Genomic DNA, 12,744 nt, shown 5'->3' on the forward strand with positions numbered 1-12,744 from the left:
GCCGCTGGCGTCCAGTCAGGCCGGTTTGCCGCTGGCCTCGTCGCCGGGCTTCTCGCCATCGCTGGCGTTTGGCAGCACGGTCTTGTCGAGGTTTTCCACCGGGACCATCTTGTATTCCTGGCCCTGCATGTTCTTCAGGTAGATCTCCATCTGCCGGAAGGAGATGTTGATGTGTTGCTTCTTGAACTCTTTGTTGATGTAGCGGTTGATCTCGTCGAGCACCGGGTTGCGGTCGCCCAGGTCGCGCACGTGCATGCGCAGCTCGTGGTCCAGGGTGCTTTCGCCGAAGTTCAGGAAGTAGACGATCGGCGCCGGTTCCTTGAGTACCCGCGGGTTGTCGTTGGCGGCCTTGAGCAGCAGGGTGCGCACCAGGTCCAGATCCGAGCCGTAGTCGACGCCGAGCTTGAGGGTTACCCGGGTGATGGTGTCGGTCAGCGACCAGTTGATCAGTTGCCCGGTGATGAAGGTCTTGTTCGGGACAATGATGTCCTTGCGGTCGAAGTCGGTGATGGTGGTGGCGCGGATGCGGATCTTGCTCACCGTGCCGGAGAGGTTGCCGATGGTGATGGTGTCGCCGATGCGCACCGGGCGCTCGAACAGGATCATGATCCCGGAGATGAAGTTGGCGAAGATCTCCTGCATGCCGAAGCCCAGGCCCACCGACAGTGCCGCCACCAGCCATTGCAGTTTGTCCCAGCTGACGCCCAGGGCTGAAAGGGTGGAAACAAAGCCGACCCCGGCAATCACGTAGGACAGCAACGTGGTGGTGGCGTAGGCGCTGCCCTGGGCCAGGTTCAGGCGTGACAGCACCAGCACTTCGAGCAGGCCCGGCAGGTTGCCGGCCAGGGCAATGGTGATGCCGATGATCACCAGTGCACCCAGCAGGTCGCGCAGGCTGATCGGCACCATGCTCATGGATGCGCCGGTGCCGCTGGTGTACTCGTACAGGGTGATGTTGTCGAGGTAGGCAAACACGCTGATCAGGTCCGACCAGACCCAGTAGAGGGCGGCGATGAAGCCGCCGAGCAGGGCCAGGCGAATCAGGCGCAGCGACTGCTGGTTGACCTGTTCGATGTCCAGGGTCGGCTCTTCGACCAGCACTTCGCCATCCAGGCCTTCCTTGGCCGCCTGGCGCTTGCTCAGCGCCCGCTGGTAGGCCAGGCGCCGGGCAGCCACGGCCAGGCCGCGGACGAAGGCGGCTTCGATCACCAGCCAGAACATCAGCAGGTACAAAGTATCGATCAGGCGGTCTGTGAGCTTGAGCGCGGTGTAGTAATAGCCAAAGCACACGGCGATGAACAGCGCCACCGGCAACGCGGTAAAGGCCACGCCCACGGCCTTGCGAAACAGCGAGGTGTTGCGGTGGGTGGGGCTGCTCAGCAGCAGGCGGCTGAGCAGCCAGGCCATCAGCGCATAGCAGGTCAGCACCACGCCGATGCCGAGCACGTCTTCAGCCAGCGCCGAGGGTTGATGTTCGGCCACCGCCACCACCCCGACCAGGGCCAGGACCACGGTGCCGAGGCGGCGGATCCAGCCACGGAGGAATTCGACCTGGGGCTTTTCCCAGCGAAAGTGCAGCTCGGCCACGCCGCCCGGGGCGAGTATCCGGTAGGCGGTGTAGAACACCAGCCAGGCCTGGGCCACCTGGAACAGCGCCGAGGCGAGGTTGGCGTTCTGCCCGCGGGCGTCGACCTGCAGGGCATAGCCGCACAGGGCCAGGCCCAGGCTCAGGGGCATGGCCAGGAGGATGTTGATCAGGATCGCCTGGGGCGTGTGCCACTGGCTGTCACGCTTGAAGTGGCCGACATCCTGGTGAACCTTGGTCAGGCGCGCATACAGGTATTTGCGCCGCCACAGCAGGGTGCCGATCAGCAACAGCAACGGCAGGAACAGCAACGGGCGCTGGGCCAGGCCGTCGGTCAGCTCGCGCAGGCCTGAACCCCAAGGCAGGCTGACAACCTGTTTTTGCAGGCGCTCGGGCACGCTGCGCAGCCATTCCAGGTCCAGTGGCTTGTTGCTGGGAATCCAGAACATCTGCTCATCAAGGGTTGCACGCAGGTTTTGTGCGGTGCTGAACAGTTGCTTTTGGTTCAACTGCAAGGTGATCGATTCGTTGAGCAGCGCGCTCAGTTCACGGTTCAGGCGTTCGAGCAGGTCGCTGCGAGTGATCGCCACTTCCAGCAAGGCCTTGCGCAGTTGCGGGGTGACGGTCTCGGGCGGTTGCGCGGTGAGCAGCTTGTCGACATAGCTGCTCGGGCTGCTGATCTGCTCGCGCTGCTGGTTGATCTCGAACTGATACAGACGGATGTCGGCGATCTGGTCGGCCAGGTCGCGGTCGAGCTTCAGGTGCGGCAGCGCCTGCTTCTGCTTGTAGAGGATCTTCGACAGCAGCAGGCTGCCCTTGAGCACGCTGATCTGCTCGTCGAGGGCCTGGTCGCTCTGGGTCAGGCTGTCCAGCTGCTGCTTGGTCTTGAGGTTCTGCTGGGTCAGGTCGTTGAGGCTGTCGGTGCTGCGCAGCAGGTAGTCGGAGAGCTTGAGGTTGGCGGCGCTTTCGGTGGCCAGCAGGGTGCTGCCGCCGGCTTTCTGCGCTTCGATCGACTGTTCGGTGACGGTTTGCTGGGACTGGGCCAGGCGCTTCTGGTTGATCAGCGTCTGCAGGTCCTGGATCTCCTGTTCCAGGCGCGCGGCGCGCTCGATCAACAGGTCATGCTGACTGTTGCCCAGGTCTTGCAGCAGGCTGTTGCCGGCCAGTTCCTGGCGGCGCAGCAGGGTCAGGGCGTTGAGCGCGGCGAGTTCGGCGTTGAGCTGATTGCGCTGGTCGGCGCTGAGCGGCTTGCCGCCGTCCTTGCCGATCTTCAGGCTGGTGTTGATCTGCTGGGTGCGGGTCTGGTTGGCGCTGATTTCTGCCTGGGCCCGTTCGGGGCGTGTCTGCGCGGTGATGGTCAGGCTGTTGGCCTCGGACAGCGCTTTTTGCAGTTCGCCCTGCTCGGTGGTGCGCTCGGCCAGCAATTGCTCCAGCTGCGGCACGCTGGAGGCAGCGTAGCGCTGGGTGACCGGGATCACCTTGCTGTCCTTGAGCTTGGCCAGCTCGCGCTGGTTTTCGCTGGTCTGGCGCGGCGCGTCGTTGAGCTGGTGCTTGAGCGCAGTGAGCTTCTTCTCGCTGTCCTCTTTGTTGCCGAGGAAGGCCAGGGTCTTTTCGAGCACCTGCTGCAGGGCTTTCTGTTCAGCCTCGGGCAGCTTGCGTTCGGCGATCTTGTCCAGGCTTTTCTGGATCGCTGCCGTGGTCGGCGGTTCCGCCGCCCACACCGGGGAGAAGGACAGGCACAGCCCGATCAGGGCTGCGCTTAAAAACGTGCGCAGGGACATAGGCAGAAAATTCGTACAGGCAGAGGCGAAGAACGGAGTTTAAAGGAACAACCCTGGGCCGGGTCGAGTACCTTCGGGGAATTTGACGCCCACTTTGAGGATCTTGTTCCCTTCCATCACTGCAACCGTCCACAAGGTGCTGTTCCATTCGATCTGGTCGCCGACCACCGGCGCGCCGCCAACCTTCTGCGCGATGAAGCGGCTGAGTGGCATGTGCGGGTCCTGACCGTCGAGCTGCAAACCGTACAACGCCGCTACAGCCCCCAGTTCTGCGTCCCCTTCGAGCACGAAGTCACCAAAGAAGCGCAGGTCCAGGCCTCGCTGCGGTGCCTGGCTGAACAGCTTGCCGAGGGCCGGCAGGTTGTGTTCGTGGCCGATTACGCAGAGCAGGTCGTCGACTTCCAGGGTGGTACTTCCCGACGGATGGAGCAGTTGCTGGCCGCGAAACAGTGCGGCGATGCGGGTGCCTTCGGGCATTTTCAGCTCGCGCAGGGCGGCGCCGATGCACCATTTTTCGGCGCCCAGGCGATAGACGAACAGCTCCCACTCGCTGGTGATGTGCACTTCCAGGGCCGAGCGGGAGATCGGCGCCGGGTCTGGCGGTACTGTCACTTTCAGCAGCTTGGCCACCCACGGCAGGCTGGTGCCCTGCACCAGCAGCGAGACCAACACGATGAAGAACGCCAGGTTGAAGAACAGCTGCGCATCGGGCAGCCCGGCCATCAGCGGGAACACCGCGAGAATGATCGGTACCGCGCCGCGCAGGCCGACCCAGGAAATAAAGGCTTTTTCGCGGCCATGGAAAGCCTTGAACGGCAGCAGGGCGGCGATTACCGACAGTGGCCGGGCGAAGATGATCATCCACAGCGCCAGGCCCAGTGCCGGCAGGGCGATGGGCAGCAGGTCGTGCGGTGTGACCAGCAGGCCGAGGACCAGGAACATGCCGATCTGCGCGAGCCAGGCCATGCCGTCGAGCATGTGCAAGATGCCATGGCGGCTACGGATCGGCCGGTTGCCGAGCACCAGGCCGCACAGGTACACGGCGAGAAAGCCGCTGCCGTGCAGGGCGTTGGTCAGCGAGAACACCACCAGGCCGCCGGCCACTACCAGGATCGGATAGAGGCCGCCGGCGAGGTTGATGCGGTTGACCAGTTGCAGCAGCAGCCAGCCGCCACCCAGGCCCAGCAGGCCGCCGATGCCGAACTCGCGCAGCAGGTGGGTGAGCAGGCTCCAGTGCAGGCCGGTCTGGCCACTGGCGATCATCTCGATCAGGGTCACGGTGAGGAACACCGCCATCGGGTCGTTGCTGCCCGATTCAATCTCCAGGGTTGCCGTCACCCGCTCGTTCAGGCCTTTGCCGCCGAGCAGCGAGAATACCGCTGCGGCGTCGGTGGAGCCGACGATGGCGCCGATCAGCAGGCCCTGTATCAGGCTCAGGTCGAACAGCCAGGCGGCGACCATGCCGGTCAGGCCGGTGGTGATCAGCACGCCGACTGTGGCCAGCGACAGCGCCGGCCACAGGGCCACGCGGAAACTCGCCACCCGCGTGCGCAGGCCGCCGTCGAGGAGGATCACCGCCAGCGCCAGGTTGCCCACCAGGTAGGCGGTCGGGTAATTGTTGAAGATGATGCCGCCACCGTCGACCCCGGCAATCATGCCGACCGCAAGGATGATGACCAGGATCGGGATGCCCAGGCGCGATGACAGTGAGCTGACCAGAATACTTGCACCTACCAGCAATGCGCCGATCAAGAACAGGCTATTGATGGTGGACGCATCCAAAGGCAGTACTCCGGGGAAAAGCAGGAAGGAGGGGCGGTTTGCTTTGAATATCAAGCAGGTCGCGTGCCAAGGATTCTAACCTGAGGGGTTGGCGGGCTGTAAAGGGTTAATCGCGGGGACAAAAAAAGCACTCCTTGGAGTGCCTTATTGTGTCGCTTCTTGCGGGCCTCATCGCGGGGCAAGCCCGCTCCCACAGGTAGGAGCGGGCTTGCCTGGCGAAAAAAGCTTAGGCCTGCTTGACCTCACGCATCGCCTTGCCTTTGACCGGCGCGCCGTTGGCGACGTAGTACTTGGCGGTGCTGCGTGGCAGCGGCTGGCGGTTGCGGATCTTGTCGGCGATTTTCTCGGCGATCATGATCGTGGTGGCGTTGAGGTTGCCGGTGATGATGATCGGCATGATCGAGGCATCGACCACACGCAGGCCCTGCATGCCATGCACGCGACCCTGGCCGTCGACCACGGCCATGTCGTCGTCGCCCATCTTGCACGAGCAGGACGGGTGGAACGCGGTTTCGGCGTGCTCGCGGATGAACTTGTCCAGTTCCTCGTCAGTCTGCACGTCGGCGCCCGGGCTGATTTCGCGGCCACGGTAGGCGTCCAGTGCCGGCTGGGCCATGATTTCGCGGGTCAGGCGGATGCCGTCACGGAATTCCTGCCAGTCCTGCTCGGTGGCCATGTAGTTGAAGAGGATGCTCGGGTGCTGGCGCGGGTCTTTCGACTTCAGCTGGATGCGGCCGCGGCTAGGCGAGCGCATCGACCCCATGTGGGCCTGGAAGCCGTGTTCCTGTACGCCGTTGCTGCCGTTGTAGTTGATCGCTACTGGCAGGAAGTGGTACTGGATGTTCGGCCATTCGAACTCTTCGCGCGTACGGATGAAACCGCCCGCTTCGAACTGGTTGCTGGCGCCGATACCGGTGCCCTTGAACAGCCACTCGGCACCGATGGCCGGCTGGTTGTACCAGAGCAGCGACGGGTACAGCGATACCGGCTGAGTGCAGGCGTACTGCAGGTACAGCTCAAGGTGGTCCTGCAGGTTTTCGCCCACGCCCGGCAGGTCGTGAACCACAGGCACGTTGAGGCTTTCGAGCAGAGCACGCGGGCCAACGCCGGAGCGCTGCAGCAGTTGCGGCGAAGCGATGGCGCCGGAGCAGACGATCACTTCCTTGCGCGCACGGGCTTCGACGCGCTCTTCGCTGGCGCCGACCAGGTAGCTCACGCCAACAGCGCGCTTGCCGTCGAACAGCACGCGATCGCTCAGGGCGTGGGTGACGATGGTCAGGGTCGAACGCTTTTTGGCAGTGTCCAGGTAGCCGCGGGCGGTGCTGGAGCGACGGCCTTTAGGCGTGACGGTACGGTCCATTGGGCCGAAACCTTCCTGCTGGTAGCCGTTGAGGTCTTCGGTGCGCGGGTAACCGGCTTGCACGCCGGCTTCGACCATGGCGTGGAACAGCGGGTTGTTGCCGGCTTTAGGCGTGGTGACGCTGACCGGGCCTTCGCCACCGTGATAATCGTTGGCGCCGATGTCGCGGGTTTCCGCCTTGCGGAAATACGGCAGGCAGTCCAGGTAGCTCCAGTCTTCCAGGCCTGGCAATTTTGCCCAGCCGTCGAAGTCCATCGCGTTGCCGCGGATGTAGCACATGCCGTTGATCAGCGACGAGCCACCCAGGCCCTTGCCGCGACCGCATTCCATCCGGCGGCCGTCCATGTGCGGCTCCGGGTCGGTCTCGTAGGCCCAGTTGTAGCGACGGCCTTGCAGCGGGAAAGCCAGCGCGGCTGGCATCTGGGTGCGAAAGTCCATGCGGTAGTCAGGGCCACCGGCCTCGAGCAGCAGGACAGTAACGCCTTCGTCTTCGGTCAGGCGGGTCGCCAGGGTGTTACCGGCAGAGCCGGCACCGACGATGATGTAGTCATATTCCATGGCTTTCTCCGAAAGCAGCTGCAAGCCTCAAGCTACAAGCCGCAAGAAAAAGCGGTCGTGCAAGGCTCGCGATTTAGTGGGCGCTGCAAGTGCCGGTTGGCATAACGCGCACCGGCTTTTACTTGCAGCTTGCAGCTCGAAGCTTGAGGCTTCAGAGCATCTGGCTACGTGTCACCTCAGAAAACCGAGTTGTACGCACCCAGTTCCACCTGCACCGATTTAATACGAGTGTACTGAGCCAGCGAGCTCACGCCGTTTTCGCGGCCAACACCGGATTGCTTGTAACCGCCAACCGGCATTTCGGCTGGCGACTCGCCCCAGGCGTTGATCCAGCAGATACCGGCTTCCAGCTGGTGGATGATGCGGTGGGCGCGGCTGATGTCGTTGGTGCAGACGCCCGCGGCCAGGCCGTATTCGGTGTCGTTGGCACGGCGGATGACTTCTTCTTCGGTCTCGTAGGAGAGGATGCTCATTACTGGGCCGAAGATTTCTTCCTTGACGATGGTCATGTCATCGCGGCAGTCGGTGAACACGGTCGGTGCCACGAATGCGCCCTTGGCGAATTCGCCTTCGGTCAGACGCTGGCCGCCGCACAGAACGCGTGCGCCTTCTTCCTTGCCCTTGGCGATGTAGCCCAGCACGCTTTCCATGTGGGCGAAGCTGACCAGCGGGCCGAAGTTGGTGTTTTCGTCTTCAGGGTTGCCAACGCGGATGCGCGCAACGCGCTCGGCGATCTTGGCTTCGAAAGCCGCTTTCATCGAGGCCGGGACGAACACGCGGGTGCCGTTGGTGCAGACCTGGCCCGAGCTGTAGAAGTTGGCCATCATGGCGATGTCGGCGGCGCGATCCAGATCGGCGTCGTCGCAGATGATCAGCGGCGACTTGCCGCCCAGTTCCATGGTGACTTCCTTGAGCGTCGAGCTCGAAGCGCTGGCCATGACTTTCTTGCCGGTGGTGGTGCCGCCGGTGAAGGAGATTTTCTCGATGCGCGGGTGCTCGGTCAGCCAGGTGCCGACTTCGCGGCCGCTGCCGGTCAGGACGTTGAACACGCCGTCTGGCAGGCCGGCTTCGGTGTAGATCTCGGCCAGTTTCAGGGTGGTCAGCGAGGTGACTTCGCTCGGCTTGAAGATCATCGCGTTACCGGCCGCCAGGGCTGGTGCGGATTTCCACAGGGCGATCTGGATCGGGTAGTTCCAGGCACCGATACCGACGGTCACGCCCAGCGGCTCGCGGCGGGTGTAGACGAACGAGCTGTCGCGCAGCGGGATCTGCTCGCCTTCGATGGCCGGTACCAGGCCTGCGTAGTATTCCAGCACGTCGGCGCCGGTGACGATGTCGACGTAGCGGGTTTCGGAGTACGACTTGCCGGTGTCCAGGGTTTCCAGGGCGGCCAGTTCATCGTTGCGCTCGCGCAGGATGTCGACGGCGCGGCGCAGGATGCGCGAACGCTGCATGGCGGTCATCGCTGCCCAGACTTTCTGGCCACGTTCGGCGCTTTCTACCGCGCGCTCGACATCGGCTTCGGTAGCGCGTTGCACCTGGGCGAGGACTTCGCCGTTGGCCGGGTTGATGGCGTCGAAGGTAGCGTCGCTGGAAGCGTCGACATAACCACCATCAATGTAGAGTTTTTGCAGTTCGAAACGGGCCATAGTGTCCTCGCAAGTGCATATGTGTGTTTGGCTATCCGTGCAGCGCTCCTGCTTGTTTGGCAATCGCGACGCGCGGTGGTTCAGAGGCCTGGTTTTGCGTGTCCGGGCTCGTCTGTTTCGCCAGTTGTAAATCCATGTATTCGTAAGCGATTTGTTTCGCCTGGTCGGTGTCGAAAGCGTCTCCGGACAGCGCACCGCGCAGCCACAGACCGTCGATCAAGGCTGCCAGCCCGCGGGCCGCGCTGCGTGCTTCTGGCAACGGCAGGGCGCGGCGGAACTGGCAGCACAGGTTGGAATACAAGCGGTGATCGTTGATCCGCTGCAACCTGTGCAAAGACGGCTGGTGCATGCTGGAGGCCCAGAAGGCCAACCAGGTTTTCATTGCCGGGCCGTTGACCTGGCTGGCGTCGAAGTTGCCTTCGATGATCACCTGCAGGTGGGCGCGCGGGCTGTTGTCCTTGAGCGCCTGCCGGTTGGCGACGACGTTCTCGTTCAGCACGCTCATCAAGTACCGCATGGTCGCTGCGATCAGGCCGTTCTTGTCCTGAAAGTAGTGACTGATGATGCCATTCGACACACCGGCCAAACGGGCGATCAGCGCAATGCTGGCGTCACCCATGCCGACCTGGTCGATGGCCAGCAACGTGGCTTCGATCAACTGCTGACGGCGGATGGGTTGCATACCGACCTTGGGCATCTTGCAAATCTCCTCAGGCCTGCGAGCAGTCGACGAGCGGCTGCCTCGGCGAAGGCCAGTCTATTTTGTTTTGATTGAACGTTCAATCAACAAAGAATAAGCTCTGCGACAATCTGTGCAATTGACAGGTTTTTCCTACCTGCGGTTTGCACAAATTGGCACCCCAAAAAGACGTGGAACCCCCGGAATACAAGGTGTTGACGGGTGTAAACGGCGCGTTGAACAGATCTGCCGAGCGGTATAGCACCGCGCGGCCAACCCTCGGGACGGGGTTTTCGGCCTGTTTTTTTCAACGCAATCGATTCGGGATCACGGTTTTTTCAAGGTGCTTTTATAACACCTGCAGCTGTGGGGCTATTGCACCATTTGCTCGGGTAACGATTGTTTCGTGTTTCTCTCGCACTGCCCGGAGCATATGTGCAATGAGTTCTGCCTCCCTAATCAAGACCCCTGCCGAGAGGGTCCGGGTCAACAGCGTGGTGTTCTTCACCTCGACGTTGCTGATCCTGTTGTTGACTGCCTTGCTGATCGCAGTTCCCGAAACCGCCGGCCGCGTGCTGAACGAGGCTCAGGCCTGGTTGTCGCGCAGCTTCGGCTGGTACTACATGCTGGTGATTGGCGGCTACCTGCTGTTCGTCATCGTTCTGGCCTTCTCCAACTTCGGCAAGCTCAAGCTTGGCGGCAAGGATGACAAGCCGGACTTTAGCTACGGTGCCTGGGCCGGGATGCTGTTCTCCTCCGGTATCGGTATCTCGCTGCTGTACTTCGGCGCGTCCGAGCCGCTGGATCACTACTTCAACCCGCCTGAAGGCGCACCGGCCAGCCTGCAATCGGCCCGTGAAGGCCTGCAGCTGACCTTCCTGCACTGGGGCCTGCATGGCTGGGCGATCTATGCCCTGGTCGGCCTGTCCGTTGCCTACTTCGCTTACCGCCACAACCAGCCGCTGGCCCTGCGCTCGGCGCTGTACCCGCTGGTCGGCGAGCGTTGGGTCAAGGGCGCCGCAGGCCACACTGTCGATATCTTCGGCATGTTCGTGACCCTGCTGGGCCTGGTGACCAACCTGGGCATTGGCTCGATGCAGGTATCCTCGGGCCTGGAATATTTGTTCGGCATGCAGCACAGCGACACCAACCTGCTGATCGTGATTCTGGTGATGAGCACCGTGGCGACCATCGCCGCCGTGTCGGGTGTGGAGAACGGCATCCGCCGCCTGTCCAACCTCAACATCATCCTGTTCAGCGGCCTGCTGCTGTTCGTGCTGCTCAACGGCCCGACCCTGCACTTGCTCAACAGCTTCGTGCAGAACATCGGCGACTACCTCAACGGCGTGGTGCTCAAAACCTTCGACCTGTACGTCTATGAAGGTGACAGTGACAAGTCCGAGCGCTGGCTGGGCCTGTGGACCGTGTTCTATTGGGCCTGGTGGATTTCCTGGGGCCCGTTCGTCGGTATGTTCATTGCCCGCATTTCGCGCGGTCGTACCGTGCGCGAGCTGGTCGCCGGCGTACTGCTGATCCCGCTGGGCTTCACCCTGGCCTGGCTGTCGATCTTCGGCAACTCGGCGCTGGACCTGGTCATGAACCAGGGCGCGGTGGAGCTTGGGCGAACAGCGCTGGAACAGCCGGCGATGTCGATCTACCAGTTGCTCGAGCACTATCCGTTCGCCAAGATCGTGGTCGGTGTGGCGATTTTCGTTGGCTTCGTACTGTTCCTGACCCCGGCCGACTCCGGCGCGGTGATGATGGCCAACCTTTCCTGCAAAGGCGGCCATGTCGACGAAGATGCACCGAACTGGCTGCGTATCCTCTGGTCGGCGATCATTACCGTGGTCACCATCGGTTTGCTTCTGGCCGGTAACTTCCAGGCCATGCAGACCATGGTGGTACTGGCGGGGCTGCCGTTCTCGGTGGTGCTGGTGCTGTTCATGTTCGGCCTGTACAAGGCCATGAAACAGGACAGCCAGGTCGAGCAGGAGCAGGCCGAACTGGCTGCCCGTGGTCGTCGCGGTTTCAGCGAGCGCTTGAGCCAGCTGGACCTGCAGCCAACCCAGGCCATCGTTCAGCGCTTCATGGACAAACGCGTCAGCCCGGCGCTCAAGGAAGCGGCTGCGCAGTTGCAGACCCTGGGCTTCCAGGTGCAGACCCGGGTCGGCCAGTCGCGCTCGGCCATGGGCCTGCGCATCGACATGGAAGAAGGCAATCCGTTCGTTTATGAAGTGAGCCTGGACGGCTACCTGGCCGCGCCGAGCGAGGCACCGGTGGAAGGCGAGACGGAAGTGCGTCAGCGCTTCTACCGCGCCGAGGTGTACCTGCACAATGGCAGCCAGGAGTACGACCTGATGGGCTTCACCCCGGAGCAGATCACCCGTGATGTGCTCGATCAGTTCGAAAGCCACCGCCAGTTGCTGGGGCGTGTCTATAGCTGACAACGGCTGATGCACCGCAAGGGCTCTGTTCGCAGGAACAGGGCCCTTTTTGTTGTGATACCGGTGCAGACTGGACAGGCGCAGCAGGCCCCGGCACTCTTGGCGTTGCCAAGGAGCCCGGTGCCATCATGTTCAAGCGTCTTGTCCTGTTGTTGTGCAGTTGCCTGTCGTTCAGCCACCTCGCCCGCGCCAGCGAGCCTATGGTGCTGCTCACCGAAAACTTCCCGCCCTACAACATGGCCATCAACGGCAAGAGCTTCGCCCGTGACGATGGCATCAACGGCATTGCCGCGGACCTGGTGCGCGAGATGTTCAAGCGCGCCGGGGTGCCCTACAGCATGACCTTGCGCTTCCCCTGGCAGCGCATCTACGAGCAGGCCCTGCAAACGCCCGGCTACGGCGTATTCGTCATGGCCCGACAGCCGGAGCGGGAAAAGCTGTTCAAGTGGGTCGGGCCGTTGGGGCCGGATGACTGGATTTTGCTGGCCCCCGAAGGCAGCCCGATTGCCATCAGCAACCTCCAGGAGGCCAAGCGCTACCGCATCGGGGCCTACAAGGGCGATGCGATCGCCGAGTACCTGGCCGCGCAAGGCCTTAACCCGGTACTGGTGCTGCGCGACCGCGACAACGCGAAAAAACTGCTGAACGGCGAAATCGACCTGTGGGCCAGTGGCGATCCGGCTGGTCGCTACCTGGCGCGTCAGGTAGGTGTGAGCAAGCTCAAGACGGTGCTGCGTTTTCACGGTGCCGAGCTGTACCTGGCGCTCAACCGCGAAGTGCCGGACGAGGTGGTGAACAAACTGCAGCAGGCCCTTGAGCAGATGCGCCGCGACGGCTTTGTCGAGCAGGTGTTCGCTCGTTACCTGTAAAAGTCCTGAGCAATAGTTAACGCAGGCAATGCGATAG

General features: G+C 62.6%; 7 protein-coding genes. 2 read left to right on the forward strand and 5 right to left on the reverse strand.

The window, feature by feature from the left end; translation table 11 throughout:
- Positions 1 to 15: 15 nt before the first annotated feature.
- From mscK to betI, 5 genes are all read right to left on the reverse strand, one after another.
- On the reverse strand, positions 16 to 3,366 hold the full coding sequence (gene mscK, locus LOY37_RS01580; RefSeq protein WP_258716189.1) for a mechanosensitive channel MscK: 3,351 nt from the start codon (positions 3,364 to 3,366) through the stop codon (positions 16 to 18).
- 39 nt (positions 3,367 to 3,405) lie between these two features.
- On the reverse strand, positions 3,406 to 5,148 hold the full coding sequence (locus tag LOY37_RS01585; RefSeq protein WP_258608958.1) for a potassium/proton antiporter: 1,743 nt from the start codon (positions 5,146 to 5,148) through the stop codon (positions 3,406 to 3,408).
- 226 nt (positions 5,149 to 5,374) lie between these two features.
- Complete coding sequence (gene betA / locus LOY37_RS01590; protein ID WP_093377077.1) at positions 5,375 to 7,066, reverse strand: choline dehydrogenase; 1,692 nt, start codon at positions 7,064 to 7,066, stop codon at positions 5,375 to 5,377.
- Between the two features lie 176 nt (positions 7,067 to 7,242).
- Positions 7,243 to 8,715: a betaine-aldehyde dehydrogenase gene (betB, locus tag LOY37_RS01595; RefSeq protein WP_045193917.1), complete on the reverse strand. Its 1,473-nt coding sequence runs from the start codon at positions 8,713 to 8,715 to the stop codon at positions 7,243 to 7,245.
- Positions 8,716 to 8,746: 31 nt separating this feature from the next.
- Positions 8,747 to 9,412 carry a transcriptional regulator BetI gene (betI, locus tag LOY37_RS01600; RefSeq protein WP_093377074.1) on the reverse strand — a complete coding sequence of 222 codons (666 nt, stop codon included), beginning with the start codon at positions 9,410 to 9,412 and terminating at the stop codon, positions 8,747 to 8,749.
- A gap of 422 nt (positions 9,413 to 9,834) precedes the next feature.
- Between betI and betT the strand changes: the two genes are divergently transcribed.
- Positions 9,835 to 11,838 (forward strand): choline BCCT transporter BetT, encoded by a 2,004-nt coding sequence (gene betT, locus LOY37_RS01605; RefSeq protein ID WP_045193915.1) that lies wholly within the window; start codon positions 9,835 to 9,837, stop codon positions 11,836 to 11,838.
- A 128-nt stretch (positions 11,839 to 11,966) separates the two neighbouring features.
- Positions 11,967 to 12,707, forward strand: a complete 741-nt coding sequence (locus LOY37_RS01610; RefSeq protein WP_258716190.1) for an ABC transporter substrate-binding protein — start codon at positions 11,967 to 11,969, stop codon at positions 12,705 to 12,707.
- The last annotated feature ends 37 nt before the right edge of the window (positions 12,708 to 12,744 follow it).

Origin of the sequence: Pseudomonas sp. B21-012, from assembly GCF_024749305.1 — a bacterium.
Taxonomy (GTDB): Bacteria; Pseudomonadota; Gammaproteobacteria; order Pseudomonadales; family Pseudomonadaceae; genus Aquipseudomonas.

Coding starts and splice junctions, on each gene's coding strand:
- mscK (WP_258716189.1), bottom strand. CDS start 3,366: ATGTCCCTGCGCACGTTTTTAAGCGCAGCCCTGATCGGGCTGTGCCTG.
- betA (WP_093377077.1), bottom strand. CDS start 7,066: ATGGAATATGACTACATCATCGTCGGTGCCGGCTCTGCCGGTAACACC.
- betT (WP_045193915.1), top strand. CDS start 9,835: ATGAGTTCTGCCTCCCTAATCAAGACCCCTGCCGAGAGGGTCCGGGTC.
- betI (WP_093377074.1), bottom strand. CDS start 9,412: ATGCCCAAGGTCGGTATGCAACCCATCCGCCGTCAGCAGTTGATCGAA.
- LOY37_RS01610 (WP_258716190.1), top strand. CDS start 11,967: ATGTTCAAGCGTCTTGTCCTGTTGTTGTGCAGTTGCCTGTCGTTCAGC.
- betB (WP_045193917.1), bottom strand. CDS start 8,715: ATGGCCCGTTTCGAACTGCAAAAACTCTACATTGATGGTGGTTATGTC.